18 protein-coding genes and 2 tRNA genes are annotated in these 24753 nt (G+C 43.6%); 2 read left to right on the top strand and 18 right to left on the bottom strand.

The features are described from left to right. Positions 1-35 precede the first annotated feature (35 nt). The 13 genes from AC6H3C_RS10245 to AC6H3C_RS10185 form a co-directional block, all read right to left on the bottom strand. A complete protein-coding gene (locus tag AC6H3C_RS10245) occupies positions 36-1997 on the bottom strand; it encodes a glycoside hydrolase family 97 protein (RefSeq protein WP_497520673.1) in 1962 nt (653 codons plus the stop codon). A gap of 39 nt (positions 1998-2036) precedes the next feature. After that, complete coding sequence (locus AC6H3C_RS10240) at positions 2037-3524, bottom strand: cellulase family glycosylhydrolase (protein WP_497520672.1); 1488 nt, start codon at positions 3522-3524, stop codon at positions 2037-2039. A gap of 127 nt (positions 3525-3651) precedes the next feature. Continuing rightward, positions 3652-4875, bottom strand: a complete 1224-nt coding sequence (locus AC6H3C_RS10235; protein ID WP_497520671.1) for a glycan-binding surface protein — start codon at positions 4873-4875, stop codon at positions 3652-3654. A gap of 17 nt (positions 4876-4892) precedes the next feature. Then, on the bottom strand, positions 4893-6476 hold the full coding sequence (locus AC6H3C_RS10230; RefSeq protein WP_497520670.1) for a RagB/SusD family nutrient uptake outer membrane protein: 1584 nt from the start codon (positions 6474-6476) through the stop codon (positions 4893-4895). Positions 6477-6484: 8 nt separating this feature from the next. Further along, positions 6485-9676, bottom strand: a complete 3192-nt coding sequence (locus tag AC6H3C_RS10225; protein ID WP_497520669.1) for a SusC/RagA family TonB-linked outer membrane protein — start codon at positions 9674-9676, stop codon at positions 6485-6487. Positions 9677-10029: 353 nt separating this feature from the next. Continuing rightward, entirely contained in the window at positions 10030-10239 is a 210-nt protein-coding gene (locus AC6H3C_RS10220) for a hypothetical protein (RefSeq protein WP_497520668.1), read from the bottom strand. Positions 10240-10289: 50 nt separating this feature from the next. After that, positions 10290-14300: a hybrid sensor histidine kinase/response regulator gene (locus tag AC6H3C_RS10215; RefSeq protein WP_497520667.1), complete on the bottom strand. Its 4011-nt coding sequence runs from the start codon at positions 14298-14300 to the stop codon at positions 10290-10292. Positions 14301-14951: 651 nt separating this feature from the next. Further along, complete coding sequence (locus AC6H3C_RS10210) at positions 14952-15560, bottom strand: Arm DNA-binding domain-containing protein (RefSeq protein WP_497520666.1); 609 nt, start codon at positions 15558-15560, stop codon at positions 14952-14954. A gap of 148 nt (positions 15561-15708) precedes the next feature. Then, positions 15709-15783 (bottom strand) — tRNA-Pro (locus tag AC6H3C_RS10205). Between the two features lie 22 nt (positions 15784-15805). Continuing rightward, a tRNA-Ser gene (locus AC6H3C_RS10200) sits at positions 15806-15895 on the bottom strand. Positions 15896-16546: 651 nt separating this feature from the next. Then, entirely contained in the window at positions 16547-18142 is a 1596-nt protein-coding gene (gene lnt / locus AC6H3C_RS10195) for an apolipoprotein N-acyltransferase (RefSeq protein WP_497520665.1), read from the bottom strand. A gap of 4 nt (positions 18143-18146) precedes the next feature. After that, entirely contained in the window at positions 18147-19085 is a 939-nt protein-coding gene (locus AC6H3C_RS10190; protein WP_497520664.1) for a bifunctional metallophosphatase/5'-nucleotidase, read from the bottom strand. After that, a complete protein-coding gene (locus AC6H3C_RS10185) occupies positions 19060-19836 on the bottom strand; it encodes a 5'-nucleotidase C-terminal domain-containing protein (RefSeq protein ID WP_497520663.1) in 777 nt (258 codons plus the stop codon). Before AC6H3C_RS10185 ends, AC6H3C_RS10190 begins: the two co-directional genes overlap by 26 nt. Positions 19837-19927: 91 nt before the next feature. Here AC6H3C_RS10185 and AC6H3C_RS10180 point away from each other — a divergent pair, with 91 nt between their 5' ends. Further along, positions 19928-21019: an N-acetylmuramoyl-L-alanine amidase family protein gene (locus AC6H3C_RS10180; protein WP_497520662.1), complete on the top strand. Its 1092-nt coding sequence runs from the start codon at positions 19928-19930 to the stop codon at positions 21017-21019. Then, entirely contained in the window at positions 21016-21420 is a 405-nt protein-coding gene (locus AC6H3C_RS10175) for a thiol-disulfide oxidoreductase DCC family protein (RefSeq protein WP_497520661.1), read from the top strand. The genes AC6H3C_RS10180 and AC6H3C_RS10175 overlap by 4 nt, the downstream gene beginning before the upstream one ends. Here AC6H3C_RS10175 and AC6H3C_RS10170 read toward each other — a convergent pair. From AC6H3C_RS10170 to AC6H3C_RS10150, 5 genes are all read right to left on the bottom strand, one after another. Then, positions 21417-21959 (bottom strand): DUF4924 family protein, encoded by a 543-nt coding sequence (locus tag AC6H3C_RS10170; protein WP_497520660.1) that lies wholly within the window; start codon positions 21957-21959, stop codon positions 21417-21419. The genes AC6H3C_RS10175 and AC6H3C_RS10170 overlap by 4 nt on opposite strands. Positions 21960-21961: 2 nt before the next feature. Beyond that, positions 21962-22363, bottom strand: a complete 402-nt coding sequence (locus AC6H3C_RS10165) for an RNA-binding S4 domain-containing protein (RefSeq protein ID WP_497520659.1) — start codon at positions 22361-22363, stop codon at positions 21962-21964. Beyond that, positions 22341-22907, bottom strand: coding sequence for an aminoacyl-tRNA hydrolase (gene pth / locus AC6H3C_RS10160; RefSeq protein ID WP_497520658.1), 567 nt, complete (start codon positions 22905-22907; stop codon positions 22341-22343). The genes AC6H3C_RS10165 and pth overlap by 23 nt, the downstream gene beginning before the upstream one ends. Before the next feature lie 177 nt (positions 22908-23084). Further along, positions 23085-23660 (bottom strand): 50S ribosomal protein L25/general stress protein Ctc, encoded by a 576-nt coding sequence (locus tag AC6H3C_RS10155; RefSeq protein WP_497520657.1) that lies wholly within the window; start codon positions 23658-23660, stop codon positions 23085-23087. 111 nt (positions 23661-23771) lie between these two features. Beyond that, positions 23772-24710 (bottom strand): ribose-phosphate pyrophosphokinase, encoded by a 939-nt coding sequence (locus AC6H3C_RS10150; protein ID WP_423128114.1) that lies wholly within the window; start codon positions 24708-24710, stop codon positions 23772-23774. Positions 24711-24753 lie beyond the last annotated feature (43 nt).

The raw sequence follows: 24753 nt of genomic DNA, 5'->3' as shown, positions 1-24753 counted from the left end.
ATACAATTGAACCTATCAAAAAATGATTCTTACAATCATTCAAGCACCATTACAAATCCACCATTGGCATTCATGATAAGGTCGCATTTCTTTGTCTTGTTCAGGATTGTTTTTGAAAATAGTTCCTCATCTGTACCGTCCGTGAACAGCGTCGCCTTGCTTTTCTTGAATGAGCTAAGGTCAAGATTTACCTTCTTTTCATTAGTTTCTCCATTAATGCCGGCAATGTACCAGCGATTGCCACTTTGCCTGGCAATAACCACGTACTTTCCTGGGTAACCTTCCAAAAATTTTACATCGTCCCAATAGTCGGGTAGGTTTTTTAAGAAATTCTTTACATCATCGGAAACCTCGGCCATTCCTTCCGGCGCCTGTGCATAATGTTGAATTCCGGATAAAAACAATACCGAAAGGGCCAATTCAAAGGCTGGTGTAGTTTTTCGGATACAATTGGAATTGGTGAGCCCTGTCAGGTTCATGGGTGTAAAATCCATCGGATCGAATGCGTTCCGTGTAAAGGGCAACATGGCACAATGATTGGCTTGCTTATCGGCCGCCTTCTGGTCAAATGTCACCATCTCCATCCCATAAATTGCTTCGGCCGTTACCAAATGAGGATATGTTCTTTGCCAGCCCCTTGGTAAAGTAGCTCCGTGGAAATTTACAAGTAACTGATACTTTGCAGCATCATTCAAAATGTCGATGTAGTATTGGATCATGCTCCGGCCATCGCCACCGAAGAAATCAATCTTAACACCTTTGATACCCATTGCCTGCAGGCGGCTGAATTCCTTTTCACGCCCCGCTTTCGTCAATAATAGATCTTTGGGATGATAAGACGTAATGGTGTTCCAATCTCCTGCAGAGTTATACCACACGAGCAAACCCACATTTTTTTGTTTTGCATACGTTGACAATTCAGCTATCTTTTCGTATCCGATCTGAGTGTCCCAGTTTGCATCAACTAAGCAATATTGCCAGTTCATAGCCGCAGCGAAGTCGATGTACTTTATTTGTTCATCGTAAACGACCATATCATCTTTGCTGTTAATCCAGCTCCACGATGCTTTGCCAAACTTAAGAAACGATTGGTCCATATCAATCGCTTTTGGCGCCAAATCGGTCCCCAATGTTGATTCTACGATCGTTTGCAAACTACCAATGGTTAGAACGCGCCACGGCGTAAGCCAGGGCTTATTGTTTACCGGCAAGTGGCCACCGTCTGTAAACACCTCTCTCGGATCGGCAAATCCGATTGAATAAACTGAGGAAGCCGAATCGTTGACCAATCGTGTACCGCAGTAAGTACCGTCAAGCGCTGCTTCGGTGATCAATACCCAGGTTTCCTTTGTTTTAAATAATGCCGGGTACACCCAACCTGACTTTAATGGCGATACTGTGCCGACGGGAATGTCCTGCAAATAATGTTCTTCATAAGACGGATGGCAACTCTCCCACCCTGTTTTTGCTTCACTCATGGGTTGCAGCCAGGCTCTTGTTTCTTTGTCAAATGCAAATGAGGAAAGTTCTTTAACAATCGTTTCATCATCCTTTATCCATGGAAAAGAATACCGAAACGCCACTCCGTCATTGGATAACCGGAATATGATATCCATTTTTTCCGCTTCGTCATTAGCAAAAGACACCACCAACTGATTGGCCTGGTATAGAATGCTGCTTTTTTTTGCATTCTTAATTTGGTAGCTATCTGTTATATGCTCCGGTTCTGATGTTGTCACTAATTTCAAGCCTTGTGTAAAATCATGCCCCTTCATCATCGCGCCTAAAGCCGAAGGTTGAATAACGTCAACGCCTGATTTTTGGATGCTGTACTGAATTTCACCCGAAGCTGATAAAGAAACCCTCAACACAACGGACTTGTCCGGACTTTGTAACTGAGCAACCTGCTGTGCCTGCGACTGATTAAATATACTGCTCCCACAAGCACTCACAATCAGGAGGAGCCAAACTAAAAGAATTGTATTTTTTAAACTCATTTTCAAACCTATTGTGATTTATTGCCTTGTCAAGTTTTGTTAGTTTCCCCCGGCGATAATAGCGTCAATGGTGCGCTGATCTTTCACGATATTGTTGGCTCTGTCAAGCGCCCCTCCCGTATCCCACCAGAATGGAACTACACCATGGGCGATGGCTTGTTTGGTCACAAAAGTTGCCCAATAGTCAACAGCATCATTGTGGGTTTCCAGGTCTAAGGGAACATTTGCATTGTTATTTCGACGGTAAGCGCCATATTCTCCCAGTATCACGGGAATCCCTTTATCAACAAATGCCGCTTTCACCTTCGCGAAGTCAGCAAGCTGCACATCTTCTTCGCCCCATGTGGCGTTACGATCAGGTTCAATGGTCGAATGATGGCCCCGGCCCCAGTAGTAAAACATTTTACCCCAGCTAACGTCTTCATTCAGGAAACAAAACTGTGCCGGAGTATAATTATGTATTTCAACCATCAGGCGATTGGCCTCCGGGTCGGTTGGAAGTGTGCTCATCAATTCAGATGTCAACGACATCGATGTATTTGGTCCTTGAACAACAAGAACGCGGTAGCTGTTTCTTCCACCTGTCGAACGAACGGCATTGATGAATGTTTGATGGTGTGACAAAAGTATTCCTACCTTCTCAGCATTATCAGCCGCCGGTTCGTTGGCACTGGCAAACATCAGGTGCTCGTCAAAATCACGCAAAGCGGTAGCGATTTGCTCCCAGTATGCCTTTTGTTTAGCACTGACCGAATCTTGCTTTGCTTTCGTGATGTTATGTTCCAACCAGCCCCCATCGTAATGGATATTCAGCAGGACATATATATCATTATTCACGCAATAGCCAACCACTTCTTTTACCCGGTTAAGCCATTCGGTTTTTATACGGGCAGTTTTGCGATCAGCAATATGGTAATTGTCCCCATACCATTGCTTGTCCCAATTCCAGTCCCACGCACAAGGGATTCGGATGGCATTAAAACCTAACTGCTTGACAAATTTGATATAATCCTCGGTGATAACAGGGTTGCCCCAGCCCGTTTCACCTCCGGGAGCTTCCATGGTGTTGCCAATGTTCCAGCCCAGTTTCATTTTCGCAGCCAACTCCATCGCATTGCTGCCCATTCCGGTTGCATCCGGTGCTTTAGGAGAGGTATTGTAAGAGGGGAATAACCGCGCCCCTTGTTTAACCACGACCCTCCTTGACTGTTCATTTGCAGCATTAATGCTCACAATGCCGGTACGGCTGGCTCCTGTTTCATTTACATTTATAATCAGATTTAATGTTGTATTGCCACTCGCTCCTTTAGTCTTGTCGGTTTGCAACCAAGAAGATGCAGAGTTGTTGATAACCCATTCATCATTACACTCTATCGTAACACTAGCCTCTCCTCCATCTGGTTCAAATGTAATTTCACCCGGAGAAACAATTAGAACAGGATCAACTATCCCCTTTTTTTGGCATGAAAAAAGAGACAAAACCGCAATAGAAAAAACCAAAATCATATTTAAACACCTTATTTTCATTTTCTTGTAATCTTTAATTAATCATTTCTCATGGAGGAAAGACCTACGGAATATTTCAATTTACACTGAATATCCGCAGATCTTATTCAAACTTTATAAAACTGCTATTTGCGTTACATCAACAATGCTATTTGATTTTTACTACCCTTATATTGTCAATAGCAGCACGGAAACCAACTGGTGTTGGAGCGCTCCCTGCATTGATCGTAAAAAAGTTTATTCCGCCAGCTCCGGATGAACCAAGTAACTGAGTCAAGCTTGTAGCTGAATCTCCTGTGCCATCTTGGCCATCCTTTTTATCACGGAATTCAGTTAAAGGGATTGTTACTGTTTGCCATTTTCCACCAGTGGAAATATTAGTTGTTTTTGTTGCTGAGATTTTCCATGGTTCAAAACGCGATAAATAAGACCAATTGTAATCTTTAAGAATAAATAAACTTACACCGTTCCACTCCCCTGAAATATTCATTTCAAACTTAAGGGCATAATTAGCCATAGGCTGATCAAGTTCTTCAACCGGGAGCCATTGTACTCCGTCGATATTAATACTACGTCCTCCATTCCACCAAGACCAGTCACCAGAACCAAGAATACCAGTATTTAGAATAGGGTACCAACCATGGTTACCTGCAAAATCAGGATCGCTATTACTAGTTCCTGTGCCCCAAGCAAGGCTGCCTATATCATCAAAATTGCAAAGCATACCTGTTGTTAGGTCATTCACATTAAACGTGGTTTCGGCTGTACCCGATACCGTGGTTATAGACAGGGGGCCGCTTGTTGAGCTGGCAGGCATTGTAAAAGCTACCCCAGTACCATCAATGGAAGCCTCAAAATCAGTAATGATGGCCCCACCGAAACGAACTTCTTCAATAAGGAACAAGTTGGTTCCAGCAATCATAACAGTCTCTCCTTCTACCGGGTTCTCATTAAAAATACCCAAAATCATCGGTGCACCGGCAACGATATCAAAATTAAAGGTCGTTTCCCCCCCGGGGGTAACATACCTGATTTTGTTCATATCCTCTTCAGCAACCAATGGGAAGGGTATTACATCGGGCACTCTCACAACAGCGTAATTGTATGAAAACAGAGCCTTGTTAAAGGTTGCAGGTATTCCAGCAAAAGTTATCAATGAAGCTTCCTGCAAATTTGCGCCTTCAATGACCACAAACTGACCCGGTACCAATACATTAATAAGGGTATCGTTGGGCGCCGGGGCATAATTACGTACAGCTGTGATAACAGGACCATCCTGACCCTCATCTTTACATGAGCTTAATTGCAAAACAAGAAGCACCAGGCAAGAAAGGACCAAAAAATGAATTCGATTGAATAATATCTTTTTCATAATTGTATCTTTTTAATTTAATCAAAAATATAGGGTACTGCATCATCCAACAACTTCGGGTTAGCCGTTATTTCAGACGATGGTATCGGTAGCCTGAATGAACTAATTTCCGCGGGTGTAATTACGCCATAAGGGTCCCCCGGTGTTACTACTCCATCATCGTCAATCTCTATTTTGACTCGCTGTTCTCCGTTAAGCAGTGCAATTGCTTTTGGTGGGTTATAATAGGAGAGCCTTACAAGGTCAAACCAATATTCACCTTCGGCTGCCAGCTCAATTCTTCTTTCTTTACGCAACATTTCTGCGTCAATTGACTCCACCGGCTCAAGTCCGGCCCTGGTCCTGATCGCGTTAAAAAAATACAACGCTTCTGCATCCGCTGTTGTGGCATTGTTACCAAGAATAGCTTCGGCATACACTAAATAGATATCAGCAAGCCTTAGCAATATGGTATGTTCCGGTGAAGCAGTGTTCGTCATCAGCGGTAAATTAAGATCTACCTCATTACCGATAATATGTTTCTTCAAACCACTATTGCCGCTAAATGTAAGGCCCCCTTTATTTGTATTTAACTCAGGGTACTCGTCTCCTTTGTACATAAAAGTAGGCTTCCGCCGTAGGTCAGCTTCAGTATAGTGAAGGTACATGTCATAAGTAACCTCAATACCAAAATAGCCTCCATTACCATTGATCAATAACGCGTTGCTAAATAGTTGGAGCATATTACCCCCATACCAGCCCCCACCAGTTGTTGACCATTGAAGGGCAAACAAGGATTCCTGGTTGCCGCTGTTTTCATATTTGAAAACAGCGGCATAATTAGTCATCAATGACAATCCACTGTTGTTACAAACATGGCCAGCAATTTCTTTGGCAGCATTCAGTAGCGTTTGGTTCCGGGTACCGTTCTGATCCAAACCAGACCATGACAAATACACTTTTGCCAACAAACCCTGCGCCGACCAGGTGGTAACCCTGCCAGCTTCCCAATCAGCACTGGTTACCGGCAAATTTTCCGACGCATAAAGCAGATCATTTACAATAAACTGATAGACATCGCCACTCAGGTTCCTATTAATCAGAGGATCACTAAACAGCTCCCTGTTATCTTCAATGATAGGCACCTCGCGGAAAAGCGTTACCAATCTGTAATAGGCATAAGCACGTAAGAATTTTGCCTCTCCAATAGCAGCATTAACGTCTGCCTCCGGAATGTCGCTTGCTCCCACTTCTTCTATGGCATGGATAACGGTATTACAATGCCCAATCAACATGTACATTGACCTCCACTCGGCGATCAAATTTGGATTTAGGCCGTTAAGAGCAAAGTTGTTTAATTGAACGGAACCAGGGTTATATCCAAGTACCATATTACCGCTCATCACTTCACCAATGGGCAAATAACATTCCGCAGACCACTCTCCCCATATTTCGCCGGCATATAACGCGGCAGTTGCTTTTTTCAGGTCACCGGAATTTTGGTAAAAATTGTTGCTCATAATCTCTGACAGAGCAGGACGGTCCAGGAACGAGTCACTACACGATGCTAGAAAACCGGAAATGGCAAGCACCGCATAAATTATTTTCGATCTTATTTTCATAGCGTTTATTATTTTGATAATGATAAGTTTACACCAACTGTAAACACGCGTGGCTGAGGATAGTAGCCATTGTCAATACCTGCCCCAAGCGGATCCCAAGACCCAATTTCAGGATCCATACCGGAATAGTTGGTAATCGTAAACAGGTTAGTAGCCGTCACATAAACCCTTAAGGCCCCCAGGTGTACTTTTTGTAATAATTGCTCAGAGAAATTATAGCTCAAAGTCACACTTTTACACTTCACATAAGAACCATCTTCCACATAAAGGTCTGTCACTCTGTCGTTCCCATTGGTATTGTCATTTCTCAACCCGAATAATTTTGTATCGGGGTTCGTTACGTACACATTGTTGATATCAGATGCCGATCCTTCGGAATCAATTAACCCAAGTTTTGCATAATTACTCGCTCCCCTAAAATAAGCAGTGTTGTTTCTGGGGCTCTCATGGTCTTTACGCGTTACGTTATAGATTTTATTGCCAATGCTGGCATTAAAAAATGCATTCAATTCGAAGTTTTTATAGGTAAAGGTGTTATTCAAACCCAACTGTACCTTCGGTATCGGCGATCCAAGGAATGTCTGATCCCTTTCATCAATAACCCCATCCTTATTTATATCTTTGAATTTTAGGTCGCCGTACCAAATACTACCGCCGGCATTGCCAACAGGCAACTCTTCTCCGTTTCTTACAGGTCTGGCATGTGGAAGGATACCGGTCTCTTCATCACCCAAAAAATCCACGGCAGTAGCAAAAACACCCTCTACAATATACCCGTAAAAATCACCCATCGACCGTCCTGCAACAGTCTTGCTATACGTCCTGTCAATGGAGGCTCCTTCGGCGTTAAGTTTGACCACCTTATTTTCGTTGTGTGATACAGTCAGGTCAGTTTTCCAGGTAAAATTCCTGCTTTTAATGTTGGTTGAACTTATTCTAAAATCAAACCCTCTGTTCTCCATGGAACCAATATTCGCATAAGGCGCTTTCAAAGCGCCCGGAGGCCAGCTTGATGTAGCTGTTCCCGAGTACAACGGCAGCGTGATTTGCATAGCAAGGTCGTCGGTCCGGCGAAGGTAAAAATCAACAGCAAAATTCAACCGCCAGTTGAAAAACGTTCCATCAAGCCCAACGTTCCCATATTTAGTTTGTTCCCATTTCAAATCGGGATTACCAATTTCATTGTTCACCAAAGCAACGCCTCCAAGGCCCGTAGATACCGTCCGGAGCGAACTTGAGTAAGCATAATCCCTACCGCCGGCCCTGTTGGTTAAACCGTAGCCCAAACGCAATTTCAGTTCATTGACTTTATTTACGCTCTTTAAAAAATTCTCATTATTAATCTTCCACGCGAAAGCGCCGGAATAGGTCAAAATCCAACGGTTTGCTTTGTAATACATCGAATTCCCGTCGTAACGGGCATTACCTGTCAGCAGGTACTTATCGTTAATCGTAAAGTTCAAACGTCCAAAATACGACTCTACCGCAGATTGTCCTTTACCTCCGCCGTTCGTCGCCGTAGCCGGGTCGCCGGAGCCAATGGTTTGGACATTGTCTGAAGGAAAATCTTTACGAGCGGCATACACACTCTCGGACTTGTTCAGTATCGCCTCATGTCCGGCCATGGCATTTAAACTGTACTTATTCGCAAACAGGTGGGTATAGGTAAGGTAACTGCTAATTTCGGCATGGTTGGTCTCATCGTAACTATACGAACCTTCATTACGCTCCCTTGTCAGGTTCCCCATTTTGTAGCTGGGATAAAACCTGTCCCTTTTATAGATAGAAAAGTTTCCCCCCGCGGTATTCCTTAATACCAATCCTTTGGCAAAAGTAATTTCAGCGTAGGCATTTCCATAAACTTGCTTTCTATTGGCCTCATCTTTATTAATAAGGGCGATGGCAAGAGGGTTTTCTATGCGTGGAATCCAGGGATTATCATTGTGAGCCCCTCCCCAGGAACCGTCAGAATTCATTACTGCAATATCCGGAGTCATACTAAGGGCTTTTCCAATTACATCACCGGTGGTCGAATTAATTTTTTCATCGATGTTGACCAACTGAAGGCTTGTACCAATTTTTAACCAATCGGTTGTTTTATTGTCCAAATTTAAACGAAAAGACAAACGTTCGAACTCCGACCCAAAAGCAATACCTTCCTCTTTGTTATAAGACCCGGAAAACAAGTATTGGGTTCGTTCATCTCCACCGCTTACAGAAACGGTATGTTCACTTCTGGGTGCATCTCTAAACAGGACGTCCTGCCAATCAGTTCCCTCGCCTAAATACCGGGGATTCTCAAAACCCTCCCTGGCGTCAAACCCCCAAACGGTAGCACGAGCATTTGTGAAGGCTGCAAATTCGCGCAAATTCATTGTCGGGAGTTTTTGGGCTAACTGCTGAACACCTGTAGAAAACTGATAAGAAACCTTTGGTGGTGCAACCCGTCCTCTTTTGGTCGTAATTAAAATAACGCCATCAGAAGCCGCTGAACCATAAATGGCTGTTGCCGAAGCATCCTTTAATACATCAATCGATTCGATTTCAGAAGGGTTGATACCAGCTAAAGGGTTCATCCCCCCATCTTGCGATCCAGCAACGGCGACCCGGACACCATCGATAACATACAATGGGTACGCCCCTCCCAGAGAAGTGATACCCCGAACTTGAATGTTCATACCACCCCCCGGTTGTCCTGAAGTTTGCATGGCAACGATCCCTGCCACCCTTCCCTGCAGTGCTTGTTCAACAGTTACCGGGTTCGATTGTTTAATTTCATCCGCTTTAATAGAAGATACCGAGCCGGTGACATCTTTTCTTTTTGCAGAGCCGTAACCAATGGCCACCACTTCATCAATAGACTTGACATCTTCCTGCATGGTTACATTGATAACGTTCCGGCCCTTCACCTCAACTTCCTGCGGTGTAAAGCCAATGTAGGTAAAAACAAGGGTCTGCCCGGTTTCCGCTTCAAGTGAATAAGTTCCCTGCGCATTGGTTATTGTGCCCGTGGAGGTACCTTTCAACCGAATAGTAACACCAACAAGAGAACTCCCGTCGGAACCGGATTTAACAGTCCCCGAGATGGGGATCTTCTGCCCGTAACCGGGCAACACAAGAAAGATCATCAGCGCGATGGCCAGCAGGTACCTCAACCCGCCATGCAGCCACTTAATGCGTACATTCGCTTTTAATTCCATAATGAATAGATTAGTTAAAAATTAAGTCTATAGTCAATCAGGCTATTGCAGATGGTAAAAGTATGGTCAATATTTAAAGCAGAGGGTCCGCCATGTATCGTATTGGGGGTATTCATGTGTTTTACCGGGCTGTCAACAGCAATTTAACCCCTACATCGGCAAGAGAAAAAGAAAGGGAGGGACCAGACAAAAAAAATCCCCCGGGAACAATTTGCTCCGGGGGATATAATACCAGTAAAAAAGGAGTGTTACTATTTATTAAAGAGAATCGTAATAATCTTTCTCAATATAATTCCAACATAACCAAATGCCGCCGTTATCACTTACAAGGATGAGCTGCAGGGCGTTTTCGGTCAGGTGGCAATATTTCGGCGTTTTTCCCAAAACCGTACAAACACGTCCTGCACGACTTCTTCCGAAGCGCTCAGGTCCCTGATATAGGTGTTGGCATAAAGGCATAAACCGGAGTAATAGTAATCGAAGAAATAGTTGAACGACTCTTTACGCCCTAATTTCATTTCTGCGAATAATTGTAACTCTCTGTTTTTAAGTAATTGGTTCATTCAAACACTAAAATTAGTCCGGTTTACAACTATAAAAAAGACCATTGTGTTCACTGTGGGGTATCTAAATCTGTCTCAGTCTTATTTACCAGGCCGCGAAGATAGTCTGATGGTGAAATGCCGAATTCACTCTTAAAGTTGATGGTGAACCGTTTGGGAGAATTGAATCCAACTGCGTAAGCGATTTCGGCTACGTGCAACTGGCTTTTCTCCAGAAGTTGCCTTCCCCGTTTGAGGCGAATCGTGCGGATAAACTCCGCCGGTCCTTTACCCGTGATGCTCATCAGCTTTTTATACAGGTGGCCCCTGCTGAGCCCAACAGCCATACCCAATTCCTCTACTGAAAATTCAGGTTCACTGATGTGTTCCTCCACCGCCTTGATCGCCTTCCCGATCAGTTGTTCGTCCAGGGGGGTGATCGTGATCTCGCTTGGCGAAATATCCAACTTTTGGCTAAACGAACGATGGCATTTTTCTGTCCACTCCAAAAATTTGCGAATACGCAACTTTAATAAATTGAAATTAAAAGGCTTAGTTAAATAATCATCCGCACCTAATTTCAGCCCTTCTAGTTGATATTCTTCAGTTGTACGCGCAGTAAGCAGAATTACCGGAATGTGAGACCATTGAATGTTGGTTTTTATCCGTTCGCAAAGCTCTGTCCCGCTCATCACGGGCATCATCACATCGCTCACCACAACGTTGACATCGTTTTTCTGCAACTCCTCCAAAGCTTCCTGTCCATTATAGGCCAGCAATACAGTGTATTCATCCGACAAACTATCGGCCATAAACTCGCAAAAGTCCCTGTTATCATCAACAAACAGAAGTACGGGATTTGCAGGAAGTTCTTGCCCTTGTTCCTTCTCCTGTTCAAATAATTCTTCATTTTCTGTTGCTTCAGGAGGAAACTCTTCTATCAGGTCGGTTTCCCGGACCGGAAGCCTGACGGTAAATATACTTCCCCGGGGCCTGTTATCCTCAACAGCAAAACTACCGCCATGCATCCGAACATATTCACTCGCGATGTGCAACCCTATTCCGCTGCCTGTTTTCTCCTGGTGCCGGGGCGACTGATAAAACCGTTCGAAAACATGTGGCTTATCAGCATCGCTAATCCCCTCTCCCGAATCAGACACCACGACACAAATACCATCTTCCTCCCGGTAAATATGAATGTTTATAATTCCTCCATCGGGCGTAAATTTGAACGCATTGGAAAGCAGGTTCAATATGACCTTCCTTATTTTGTCCGGATCAAATTGCGTCGTCAGGCTCTCCATCTCGTTGTCAACAGAAAACTCTATTTGACGTTCGATGGCATAACCATGAAACGGGAAACATAATTCCCTGATAAAACTCACCAAATCACTGGCTTTCAGACGCAAAACCTCGGCCCCCACATCTAATTTACGGAAATCCAACAAGGTGTTAATCATATGCAGCAGTTGCTCAGCACTTTTGTTTATCGTATCAAGCTTTTTGCGCAATCCTGCCTCCAATGGTGCGTTTAACAGGGTTTGCAAAGGAGTAAGGATCAGCGTAAGCGGCGTACGCAGGTCGTGACTGATATTGGTAAAAAACCGAAGTTTCATTTCGTTCAGGTTGGCTTCCTGCTCCCGCTCCATCTGCATTTTTTGCGTTTCAAGCTTTATCCTGTGCCTTCTTTGGGTGCGATGCACAATATAAACGAAGATGCTAATCGTTGAAAGGATATACAGGGCTATTGCCCAGCCCGACAAATAAAAGGGTGGTGTTACGGTAATGTTCAAAAATGAAACCTGATCGCCCCATACGCCATCACTGTTACATGCCTTTATGTAGAGTTTATAGTCGTTGGGCGTTAATGATGAAAATACGATCCTGTTTTCGGAAGTGGTTTGCCATTGATCATGAAACCCGTCCAGTTTATAGGCATATTTTACCTTATCGGCATACAGCATGTCGCCTGTAGTGAAATGGAAGGAAATAAGTTTATCACTATGCCTGAATGTCAACGAGCTGGTTTGTTCGATCGGCCGCTCGAGCAATTTATTCCCGTTATAAAGCGAATCAACATCAATATCCTTCCCTCCGACGCTCAATCCGGTAAAAGTCACTTTGACCAAAGGCTGGTTTTTCTCCACCATTTTATTCGGATTGACAATAGAATATCCTTCCGTCCCTCCGACAAGGATATCTCCGCTGCGGGTCTTAAAAATAGCATTACTATTAAAATAATTGTCGCTAAGGCCATCTTTGTCCGTGAAGTTTTTAAAGGTAATCTTTAAATTTCCCCGGGCATCGGGCTCTGCAGAAAGAACTGAAAGACCATTGCTTGTGGTTACCCACAGGTTTTGGTGGTCATCTTCGGCAATGCCGCGAATGATGTTGTCCCGCAAGCCATTTGCCTTATCAATATAATAAATTATATCTTCCTTTACATCCCATAAACTCAATCCTTCGGTGTGCCCCAGCCAAATGTTACTCTTGCTGTCCTTGAAGACACAGCTTATCAGATTTTGCTTGAAACTTTGTGTCCCGGCTTTATTCCCCATATAGATGCTGCAATCATTTGTTTTAATATCAACGGCATAAAGGCCATAAACAGTCGCAATGTACAGTTTATCGCCACCGTCGTAAAACATATCCAGGGGGTGCTGTACGCCTTCGCACAGGTTTTCCAAAGTGTTAAAATTCCCTTCCCCTTTGCGTAAACATTGTATCGCCCCTCCCAGCGACCCTATCCATAAGTTTTCGTAGCGGTCTTCTTTTAAACTCCAAATATTATTGGCTGCCAGGTTGGAGTTTTCAGTGGTAAACCGGTCAAATTTCCCGTTTTCGTAGCAATAAAGGCCCTCCAAATAGGTCCCGATCCATATCCGGCCTTTCCGGTCTTCCAAAAGCGATACGATGGGACTTTTCGGGATCGGAAGCTGCCTAACTTCACTTTCCTTCTCTTTCAGGAACAGCCCATTTCCGTCAGTGCCTAACCATAAGCGGCCTTTTTTGTCTTCAAGTATTACGCTCACGTCCCTGCATGCAGGGTCTTCAATATTTATAATATTCTGAAAGCTATAGTGGTAATACGAAATACCCTTTTTATTGTGCCCTATCCAAATAATTCCTGAATCATCCCTATACAGGCATTCGATATGGTTGGACGCAATGGATGAGCTTGTCCGTTGGTCTTCCAACAGGTTCGTAACCGAACCACCGGAAATGTCATATAGGAATAACCCGTTATGATCGGTGCCAATCCAAATATGGCCGTTTTTATCATCCAGAAAATGCAGCATCCGGCTGGATTGGGCGCCCGGGTTTAGCTGCAATTGTGCCCAATCCTCCCCCCGGCTTTTCCTGTAACTGATCAAATCTGTTTTACCGGACCAAAGCCATACCCCTCCCTTGTGGTCTGCATACAATCTGTCGTATAGACCTGGACCGGGATTATCCGGTAGTTTAATCACTTCCTGGCTACCGGTTTGTTTGTTTATCTGCCATAAAAGCCCTGGCTTTAAAATACCATACAAGCGCTCCCCGTCATCGCTTAATTCGGCCGTTACGACTTCGTCCAGCCGTATTTCGATATTAAAAACCTTTAATGCTTTTTTACGTGTGTCATAAAAAAATGCCTGCTGCCCGCTCAACACCCATAAATCTTTCATTTTATCGACATATATTTTGTAATTGCGGTCAACATGAATTCCAAATCTTTCCAAAAAATTGGGGACATCGCTGATGAAGTTATCTTTATCGCGGTTGTACACCATGTAGGAGACACTGCTAATCCAAAGATTGCCAAAGCCATCTTCCTGCAATCCCACAACATTATTAGACACCATATTGTCCGGCACACCAGGTTTGGCTGTATATACTTTAAATTCGTAGCCGTCATAGCGGTTCAGTCCGTATTGTGTACCGATCCATAAAAAACCATAACTGTCTCTTATGATGGCCGTGACATTACCATTGGAAAGCCCGTCCTTTGTTGTCAGGTGATGGAAAACATAAGTAGCCTGTCCTGTTGCCTGAACAAGCACCACAAAAATTAAAATAAACAAGCAGAATATACTTTTCATCTTTTCAGCACCTTTTCCCATCGCAGTCAATTAAACTCACTAAGATATGAAAAATGCGTTTATATCAGCCGACTACTAATCGGTCACAGGGGTATGTCATGTATCAGATACGGTACTGTAGTGTTTCTTTTAAGTTGATGTAAGATCATGAGGAGGCGGATTTATTGCGGGAGGCTTTTGCGGGCATTTGTAAAGTGTATTATGAATGATACCGTCATCATCTCAGTTAAAATTCTTAACAGAATTCAAAAATAAAATTTAAACAGTTTCTAATTTTCCACTGCTTGTTGAGACAGGTAATTCTTCGACTATTTTTGCTCCGAAGTTCTTTTTCCCTTCTTTGTGGATTGATGTAGTCATCGGTCATTTTTTCGCACAATTGCATCCGACTCTAAATTCTTCGGCAACATCTCTGTGCGTTACGATATGAACATACCTGATTTTAGGTTGTCCACACATCATGCAGGTCTCATATTCTGTGTCCCACTCGGGCTGAACATCTTCCCTGACATCAATCACGTTCTCCAAACGCCAGCCTTTATGTGGAATTCCTTCTTGATTCCAATAACTGGGCATCTATAATTTATTATTTGGGTTTCTCGATTAGAGACTGTTTAAATTTACAAAAATAGCAAGTTAATATATTGGTTATCAGTTGTTTATATGAATATATTTCATTAACTTAATGGTTTCCAAACTGTTAAGAACACATGAAACACTATTCGACCAACCTTTCTGATAGCCAATGGATGCTATTAAAGTTTTGCAGCTTTCTGACAGATGTTTGTCAAACGACTTGAGCCACGACAGGTTTATTTCTGAAAAGTCGGGATTTCGGCCTAAAAATGCCTCTATTTTGTTTGCCGTATCCTGATATAATTCCTTTGTCCTATTTGACCGCGCATTTGATATGTAATAACCAAAGTGGTCGAGTAGTTTTGTTTTTGAAGTTTCAGGTGTATTATCGTTCCCGGATTCAATGATCGCACGAAGCTTGTTGACGTTCATACTCGCCAATTCTCCGGTAGCGGTAAGCCTGAGTATTATATTTTCCGCATGAACCAGTTTAGCCTTCACAACCGAGTTATATATCTTTGCCTTCGGGTGGTTAATTACTTCTTCTCCGGACCATTGCTCTTTCAAAACAGAAATGTTTATGCCGAGAAACCTTGTTTCCTTATGTGTTACTGAAAGTTTCAACGGGCATAGATCGTTTTCGTTCTTGCCTCGTGTGTCGAGAATAATTCTTGCATTTGCCATTTGCAATGTTTTTGCAATGATTTTACCCCAAAACTACCCTTTTTGCCCCAAAAACACCCCAAAACATGCTGAAAAACACACCGGATGAGACAAAGAAAAAGCCCTGGTAATCGTTGTTTTTGCTTGATTACCAGGGCTTTTTAGTAAGTCGGGATACCAGGATTCGAACCTGGGACCCCCTGCTCCCAAAGCAGGTGCGCTAACCGGACTGCGCTACATCCCGAAAATAATTATTGTCAATATTGTGGCGGAGAGAGGGGGATTCGAACCCCCGGTACGGTTACCCGTACGGCAGTTTAGCAAACTGCTGGTTTCAGCCACTCACCCATCTCTCCTGATGGCTTCAATAACTTTTTGAACTACTTAAAAAACGATCGGCTGTTTAGCATCCGGCAGTTGCCGGACCAACCACTCACCCATCATTCCATTCAAACAGCTTAATCTCTCACTTCTTTTTCATCATGCAGGGGGCTGCTTTTCCCCCTTTGAACGTGCGTGCAAATATAGAACTACTTTTCACTTTCGCAAAATTATTTTCATAAAAAAATGAGGCCTTTTGATTGCTGACAAAGGAAACATTTATTGCCGGACAGTAAGGATGGAAATGGCTTCCAAGTGGATTTCTACGGGGAATTCATAAGAAAGTTCTATGATGAATTTTCCTGCTCTCAGATGTATTTATGAATCAGTCAGATATTGGGGGAATGTTATAAAATCATTGATTTTACTTGGACAATAGCCCTTTTGAATTTATCTTTGAAACAGAAAACGTTCTAAAAAGATATTGTCCGCATTAATTCAAAATTGGCAAATTCAACAGTTTACAATAAACCGAGAAAGCTTTAGGAATGCAAAGACAGGCCTTGTAGTCCGGCAACTGCCGGATGAGTAGTTCGCTACCGGTGGAAGTCTGACCGTTTCGGCACTCAAATCCTGTAATTCAGGGATTTTGCGCAATCGAATTAGTGCGGATTTTTTTACTGATTCTACTTTTTCAATCTGGTTTGAACTACCAAATAAAGCAATAAAAGCGTCGCGACAAAGCTGCTGATCCGCGCGATATAATCGCCATTCCGAACATAAAAAGTCAGTTCATCGTTTACATGCAAACGGTCTCGCAAGGCTGTTTTCACCCACCACGATGTTTGCTGTAAAATATCGCCGCGCTGGTTGATAAAGGCTGAAATACCTGTATTGGCCGACCTGGCTATACTGCGCCTGGTTTCAATAGCGCGAAGCCGGGCAAACGATAAATGTTGCTTGTAACCTGGGGTGTTTTTCCACCAACCGTCATTGGTGATAATAAAAATTAAACCGGCCCCATTTTTTATAAACTTAATCACATAGGCTCCAAATACCGATTCATAACAAATTACGGGAGCTACTTTCAGTCCGTCTGTCGCAATCAAATTGGTCGGTTCTTTTTGTCTGCCCAGGCTTCCGGTCGTCCCGCCCAAATCGATAATCAGATTTTCGATAAAAGAAAAATATTGGCCGAATGGCATTTTTTCGACACCGCTCACCAAAATGCTTTTATGATAGCTCTGAACAACTCGGGTCTGATCTATTTGAAGCGCCGAATTATAGATATCGTAAAACAGGTGGTCATTTTCAAGTTTACGCGCCGTTTCCGGCTTGTTTTCTTCGGGATAAAACAAGATCTGCGTGGTAGCGCCCAATACAAATTTCACCTTGCCGTGGTTTACTGACCGTTCATGAAATGGAAGAATGAAGGGATAATCGATTGTTCGTTCATTCTCCCACAACGGATGGAGCGCCGTTTCCGGTCCAACTACATAATCGGTGGATAATGTGATCAATGAATCGGCCAGTTGAAGCAAGGATTCCAATTGGTTTTCAGGGCTTATCCGATCAAATTTATCATTATAAGGATCAATATTCGGCTGTAAAAGAACAATCTCGCGAACCGGGCCTTTTTCGATGTGCCGATCGTAACGTGAAACAGATATGAAAACCGGCAATGCAATTAGTAAGACCAACGGAACGATCGTTCCTGCAACCTGTTTTAACCGGTTTTCAACCACAATTTTATAGACTTGGTAAATCACCAGGTTCGTTGCCAGTATCCATAGTGTCCCTCCCATGACACCGGTATATTCGTACCATTGTATTAGTTTTATCTGGTTGGCAAAACCATTTCCCAACGTGAGCCAGGGCCACTCAATATCCCAGTTAAAGTGAAGGTATTCAAAGGTGATCCAAAAGGCTACCAGCGAAATATTTGATAAGGAGACATTAAAATGCCGCTTCATCAGGTGGTACAGCCACCATACCGTGGCCATGAAAGCAGCATTCAGAAAAACAACCAAAATGATACCCACCAGAGTCGCGTGCATGACCCACCAGGTAGTCAGTGCATTCCACAACCAGAAACACAGGTAGGCATAGCCAAAAAAGACAATGCTTTTCTTTTTCTCTTTTTTCAGAAGAACCTGGTCTTCGACAATGAGCAACGGAATAAAAGCAAGTAAAAGGATCCATCCCGGCATCACCCCTAACCACGGCAGGCTGAGCAAAATAGCCGAAGACAGCGTGAGCGCCAGTAGCTGGTAATGTTTCATGAAACTAGCTTAAAGAGGTATTTTGAGAAAAGATGACCGGTTTGTTTTTTCCTGAAATGTCAAAAATAAAATCAATCCGTCCCAAAACCAATCCTCCCCAGCCAACCTGGTTGACGATGATCTTTTTCCCATTTGCATTTTTAAGTTCCAGCGGTTTATCCAGGAATGTGTGCGTATGCCCCCCGATGATCAGGTCGGTCAAGTGAGTTTGGGCGGCGAGTGTTTTGTCCGAGATTTTGTTTTCCTTGTATTCCAATCCAATATGTGACAGGCAGATAACCAAGTCGCATTTTTTTTCGTTTTTCAGGAATGATTCCATTTCGAGCGCCACTTTAAGCGGATCCTTGTAAATGGTGCCTTCATAATTTTTTTCGCTGACCAGGCCTTTTAATTCAACTCCCAGCCCGTAGATTCCAATCTTAACCCCGTTTCTGCGAAAAATCTCATATTTCGAAAAACGGTCATACAAAATAGTTTGAGAAAAGTCGTAATTACTTGAAATATGCGGGAATTTGGCATAGTCGAGGTCGCGGTTCAGGTCTTTCAGCCCGTTGTCGAACTCATGGTTGCCCAAAGTCGATGCATCGTAACCCATTTCCGACATGATCCTCAAAATCAGTTCTCCTTTGTAGAAATTGAAATACGATGTTCCCTGGAACATATCCCCGGCATCAAGCAACATCATGTTACCGTTTTCCTGCCTGATTTTATTGACAAGGGCAGAAAGCCGCGCCAGACCTCCCTGACCCCCATATGAAGGATCGGTTGCCGGGAACGGATCGATCTGACAATGAATATCATTGGTATGTAAAATGGTTAAACGAAGCAATTCTTCCTGTGCAAACAAATGATCAGGCAAATGGACTAAGGATATGCCTGCGCTTGCACCTATCAACTGCCGAATGAATTTTCTCCGGTTATTCATATCGAATCCTCCCGTCAAGTTTTGGCGAGATTACTTTACCCTCCTGATAATCCTTTCTCATTCGGTTAATAAAGCAATCGCGGATTTTCATATTTAATTGAATGTATTCTTTTCTTTTAAGCAACATGTTCATCTGATCGCCTCCGTTAGCCACATATTCGTTGGTAATCATCCAGTAACTGGCTGTCCGGTTAACCGGTTTTCCGTTCACATCAAAACGGGTAATGACGCCATCTCTTATTTCCAGGCGGATGCCTGAAACACAATCGCCTTGCTGCCGCGCAATCTGTTCGGCAAATTCATACAACTGTTCTCCACCGATTTTCAGTAAAACCAGCTCATTCTCAAAAGGCATCAGTTCGTATATTTTCCCGACCGTGATGGGGCCTTTGGGCAGCGCAGTTCTGATTCCGCCGTAATTCAGGTAAGCCAGGTCGGGATATGGTTTTTGCGTATACTTTTCCGCCAGTTTATCTCCTTCATCCAGAAGCAAATCCGACAGATAGTTGGTCAGCAGGCTTTCCGGTTTTCCTTTAACCAGTTCGGCATCGCTGGTACCGATTATTTCATACATATCTTCTTTCAGTTCAGTCTGGTAAGGTGCAACCAGCAGGATGATACTGGAATCGATTGTTGAAATATTTTCATTATTTGGGATATTCTCCATTTTGATATCATGAATGAACAAGGTAGTTTTACAGGAAATTATTCCCAAAATGATGACAATTGCGAGAATTGCCCTTCGCGTTTGGAATTTGGTTTTGATCATTATGAATAATTTATAGTTCAATTTTATACTTGAATTCAATTATTTTAAACTTTGTAATAACGATTTTGTTTTTTTGTAAATATTTATTTTAATGGAGAATTTAAAGGTACTGATTTTTACGCGCCTATTATATAAAATTTCAGCGATAATTTTGTTCATGTTTCTTTTTAGTTCGTTTGCCCTGGCCCAGGACTACCAGACAGCAAAGGCCGAAAACGGAGAAGGAATTTACGGTTTATTGAAAAGGCACGATCTGGCCCCTGAAAAATACATGAAAGAATTTATCGAGCTCAACCATCCGAAACTGGGAAAAAATAACAGTTTATATGCCGGGCAGACTTACCGGCTTCCTGTTTTGAAAAATGCCGATATTCCCGTACCGGCAGAATCGGCGGGTGCGGAGGTTACCGTCACTGCATCTGCTCCTGCCGCTGCGCCGCCGGCGGGCGGAACCCTCTACCCGATTTTTGGAAAAAAATATCAGCTTGTTGTACCGATCAGTAACCAGTTGAACGGGGCTGTTTTTTACCTGGTAAGCGGACACGGAGGGCCAGACCCGGGAGCTGTCGGGAATTACCAGGGGCACCAGCTGTGTGAAGATGAATATGCTTACGATGTGACGCTTCGGTTGGCCAGGCGGCTGATTGAACACGGAGCGCTGGTTTATATGATTGTTCGCGATGATAATGACGGCATTCGCGACGAAAGCTATTTAAAGCCCGATTCGGATGAAGTTTGTTATCCGAACGAGGTGATTCCGCGCAACCACCTGAACAGGCTCCGCCAACGGAAAGACGCCGTAAACCTGCTTTACACCGAACACAAAGGAAAATTCCAGCGATTAGTCGAGATTCATTTGGATTCACGCAGTAAAGGGGAGAATATTGACGTGTTCTTTTATCACGATAAGGTGAGTAAAACAGGTCGGAAAATGGCCCTAAATCTCCAGCAAACCTTCAAAGAGAAGTACGCGCAACATCAGCCAAACCGCGGTTATCACGGGACGGTATCCGACCGGAACCTCTATGTGTTGAAATACTCTTATCCGCCGGCTGTTCTGATTGAGCTGGGAAATATTAACCATCATCGCGACCAGCAACGTTTTGTCAGGGAAAATAACCGGCAGGCGGTGGCGAATTGGTTGGCCGAAGGCCTGATCCGGGATTTTAAAAACAACAAATGAAACTGCCCGCAGGGAAATATCTCGTTTTATTTGACGGGTACTGCCATTTGTGCAGCCATACCGTACAGGTCATTCTGAAGTTCGATAAAAAGAGACGTTTTGTTTTCGCTTCTTTAACAAGCGAAACTGCAAAATACTGGCTGCAAAAACGGCAGATTCCCGAAACTGACGATTCGGTGGTTCTGATAAGCCAGGATGCTTACCATGTCCGTTCGGCAGCTGTCCTGGAGATTGCCCGTATTTTGGGCGGCTTTTTCCTGCTATTCCGTATTTTCAAGGTTATGCCTCAAAAATGGAGTGATTGCCTGTATCAATGGATTGCCCGAAACCGTTTCCGCTGGTGGGGAAGCCGTGAACATTGTTTGATGCCCTCAGAAAAGTACCGTGACCGGTTTCTTTAGATCTCAAATTCACCTTCTTCGTATTGCCGATACCTCGCGGCCAGGTGTCCCATCAGTTTACTGATGTGTTTCACGGCATTGGCCGTCGGCGGTGTCAGTTCCTTTTGCTGAAGTTTAAGCAGCATTACCGTGTACAGGGTGTGGAGCGCCACCTGGATGTCGTGAGATTCAATTTCATTGCTTTTCAGCCGAAATTCGTTGATCAGGGGTTGGGCTAGCTGATAAAGAGCCCGGTATGCCGAATCGTTGGTTTCCTGAAGCAGGCGCAGATGAAAATAGTTCAGCTCGTCGGTCAGGTTTCTTATAACCTGGATATGGCCGGTTTCGCCAACCTGTTCTTTTTGCATCATAACAACCATATTTTTATACCACTGATAGATTTCCAGCCGGGTTTCTTCGTTGGTATCAAACTGTGACACGAGGGATTTGCCGATTTTATCCAAATCAAAATTTAATGCCCGGAGCAAGTCCTCCAGCTGCCAGATATACAGGATGTATTCGGCGATATTTGTTTTTCGTTTTTCGCGTGCAATCAGCATAATCAAAATTCAAAGAAATCATCCAAATCGCGGCGGTCTTTTTTTGTTGGCCGTCCGGTTCCCTGGTCGCGCTGAAGCCATAACATGTTTTTTTTGATTTCCAGCATCTCCAGTTCTTCTTTGGGCGTTTGATCGACTACAAATTCGGCTGTCATTTTGGGACCTACCCTTTTCTCCACCAAACCCACTACCTGATAACGATAGGTTACTGGCGGTTTTTTAACCAGAACAACATCCCCCACTTTCAAAACGCGTGACGGCTTGACCTGGACATCGCCGATGATTACACGGCCTTTTTTGCAGGCTTCGGTGGCCATACTGCGGGTTTTGTATATACGGACCGCCCACAGCCATTTATCAATACGCACCTGAGTTTCCATTTTATTTCCTCTTATTGAACTCATTCATGGTCCGTTCAACGCCAATTGTACCGTAACTCTGGATAATCTGAATACAGGTATCCAGTTTTTCAGGCAGCTCAGCTTCTTCCTCTTTCGACCATTCGCTCAGCACATAGTCGATCTGTTGGCCCCTTCTGAAGTTATCGCCAATGCCAAACCGAAGCCTGGCATAATCATTTCTCCCGATGGTTTCCTGAATGTTTTTCAATCCATTGTGTCCGGCATCGCTTCCTTTGGCCCTTAAGCGCAACGTGCCGAATGGCAGGGCCAGGTCATCGGTAAGAACCAACAGGTTTTCAACCGTAATTTTTTCTTCTTTCAGCCAATAATTAACGGCGCGGCCACTTAAGTTCATATAAGTAGTCGGTTTCAGCAAAATAAATGTCCGGGCTTTAAACTTATACTCGGCAACATAGCCGTATCGCCGGTCGCTAAAAACAATATTGGACGCTTCAGCTAAAGCGTCCAATATCTTAAACCCGATATTATGCCGGGTGTTCTCATATTCTTTACCCGGATTTCCCAATCCAGTTATCAGATATTTCATTCGTATAAATTGTCTTTGCTTTATCGAAGCTTATCACATACTCATGGAATAGCCATTTATGCATTTTCGGTTGGTGCGGGCTTTAGCACTCATGGCTATTTCATTTTTTTTTCTTTCAGTTCACGTTTGTATCATTTTTCACATCCAAAGGATGAATGAGTATCAAACAAAACCGGATTATTTTCCTGCAGCATTCATGGCAGCGCGTGCAGCCCTTGTAATCATGATGGTGACAACAGGAATCGATTTAGAGTTCAGGAACTCCAGGTTCTCAGCCTGAATCTGACCTACTTTGATACTTTGCCCCAATTCCAGGTTATCGATGTTAATATTGATTGAATCGGGAATATTTTTGGCCAGGCCTTTCACTTTCAAACGGCGCAGGTTGAGTTTCATCTTACCCCCCGAACGCATCCCTTTTGCATAACCCTCAACTTTTACCGGAACTTCAATTTTGATTGGTTTATCTTCCTGGATTCTCAGAAAGTCAACGTGTAAAATTTGCTCGGCTACCGGATGGAATTGTACATCCTGCATAATGGCTTTGTGTTCAGTACCGTCAATATTCAGGTCGATCATATACACATTAGGCGTATAAACGATTTTCCGAAATTCGGCAGCATCTGTCTGAAAATGAATGGTTTCTTTTCCTCCGTAAAGTACGCAAGGTACTTTTTCTTCAGCTCTTAATTTTTTAGCGTCCTTTTTACCAAGATCAGCTCTTTGTGAGCCGTTGATTACTACTGTTTTCATTATTTGAATTTTAATAATTAATTATGGTACTCAGTCCTCCCTTTTGGTGAAAGGGCAAACAGCATACATAACATTCATGCCGTATGGAAAAAGCGGTGCAAAGATATAAAATTACTTGTAAAACATCGAACTAATTGATTGATTATTGAATACAATTTGGATAGCCTCGGCAAGTGCTTCGGCAACAGAAATGTACTTAATCTTAGATGATTCTTTTTTAGGCGGAATGGTATCGGTGAAATAGACTTCCTTCAAAGCCGAATTTTCAATTCGTTCGTAAGCCGGATCAGACAATAAGCCGTGTGCCGCAAACGCGCGTACCGAGTTGGCCCCTTCTTTGATCATCAGGCTGGCTGCCTTGGTGATGGTGCCCGCCGTATCGATCATATCGTCAACAATGATGACGTCTTTGTCGCGAACATCGCCGATCAGGGTCATGTTTTCAATGACATTTGCCTTTGCCCGCGATTTGTGACAGATCACCATGTCGGTGCCTAGCATGCGGGAATAGGTATTGGCCCTTTTTGTACCGCCTACATCGGGCGAAGCGATAACAATGTCACGCAAGCCCATCTGTTTAATGAAAGGGATGAACAAGGCTGACGCATACAGATGATCAACCGGAACATTGAAAAATCCCTGAATCTGATCAGCATGCAGGTCCATCGTAATCACGCGGTCGACTCCCGCGGCCGAAAGCAAGTCGGCCATGAGTTTTGCACCGATAGAAACACGCGGCTTGTCTTTCCGGTCCTGACGGGCAAAACCAAAATACGGAATGACCGCGATCACCTTATAGGCCGATGCACGTTTGGCGGCATCAATCATCAGCAATAGTTCCAGTAAATTGTCGCCGGGAGGAAAAGTCGATTGAACAATAAACACATGCGATCCGCGAATCGTTTCTTCGTAACAGGGTTCAAACTCGCCATCTGCAAATACAGGACAGGAAGATTTTCCTAGTTCAATACCAGCATGGTTGCAAACTTTAGTAGTTAAATACGTGGTAGCAGAGCCTGTAAAAATCTTCAGCGGGGCCTTATTTCCCATATTTTCCTTTTTAAAATTTTAGTAGCTTGGAATTGCGCGCAAA

The sequence above is a fragment of the Gaoshiqia sp. US2 genome (genome assembly GCF_059705485.1).
Note: the sequence above shows the minus strand (reverse complement) of the source record. Positions and strands in the feature narration are given on the sequence as shown.

Coding starts and splice junctions, on each gene's coding strand:
- AC6H3C_RS10245 (WP_497520673.1), bottom strand. CDS start 1,997: ATGAGTTTAAAAAATACAATTCTTTTAGTTTGGCTCCTCCTGATTGTG.
- AC6H3C_RS10240 (WP_497520672.1), bottom strand. CDS start 3,524: ATGAAAATAAGGTGTTTAAATATGATTTTGGTTTTTTCTATTGCGGTT.
- AC6H3C_RS10235 (WP_497520671.1), bottom strand. CDS start 4,875: ATGAAAAAGATATTATTCAATCGAATTCATTTTTTGGTCCTTTCTTGC.
- AC6H3C_RS10230 (WP_497520670.1), bottom strand. CDS start 6,476: ATGAAAATAAGATCGAAAATAATTTATGCGGTGCTTGCCATTTCCGGT.
- AC6H3C_RS10225 (WP_497520669.1), bottom strand. CDS start 9,676: ATGGAATTAAAAGCGAATGTACGCATTAAGTGGCTGCATGGCGGGTTG.
- AC6H3C_RS10220 (WP_497520668.1), bottom strand. CDS start 10,239: ATGAACCAATTACTTAAAAACAGAGAGTTACAATTATTCGCAGAAATG.
- AC6H3C_RS10215 (WP_497520667.1), bottom strand. CDS start 14,300: ATGAAAAGTATATTCTGCTTGTTTATTTTAATTTTTGTGGTGCTTGTT.
- AC6H3C_RS10210 (WP_497520666.1), bottom strand. CDS start 15,560: ATGGCAAATGCAAGAATTATTCTCGACACACGAGGCAAGAACGAAAAC.
- lnt (WP_497520665.1), bottom strand. CDS start 18,142: ATGAAACATTACCAGCTACTGGCGCTCACGCTGTCTTCGGCTATTTTG.
- AC6H3C_RS10185 (WP_497520663.1), bottom strand. CDS start 19,836: ATGATCAAAACCAAATTCCAAACGCGAAGGGCAATTCTCGCAATTGTC.
- AC6H3C_RS10180 (WP_497520662.1), top strand. CDS start 19,928: ATGGAGAATTTAAAGGTACTGATTTTTACGCGCCTATTATATAAAATT.
- AC6H3C_RS10175 (WP_497520661.1), top strand. CDS start 21,016: ATGAAACTGCCCGCAGGGAAATATCTCGTTTTATTTGACGGGTACTGC.
- AC6H3C_RS10170 (WP_497520660.1), bottom strand. CDS start 21,959: ATGCTGATTGCACGCGAAAAACGAAAAACAAATATCGCCGAATACATC.
- AC6H3C_RS10165 (WP_497520659.1), bottom strand. CDS start 22,363: ATGAGTTCAATAAGAGGAAATAAAATGGAAACTCAGGTGCGTATTGAT.
- pth (WP_497520658.1), bottom strand. CDS start 22,907: ATGAAATATCTGATAACTGGATTGGGAAATCCGGGTAAAGAATATGAG.
- AC6H3C_RS10155 (WP_497520657.1), bottom strand. CDS start 23,660: ATGAAAACAGTAGTAATCAACGGCTCACAAAGAGCTGATCTTGGTAAA.
- AC6H3C_RS10150 (WP_423128114.1), bottom strand. CDS start 24,710: ATGGGAAATAAGGCCCCGCTGAAGATTTTTACAGGCTCTGCTACCACG.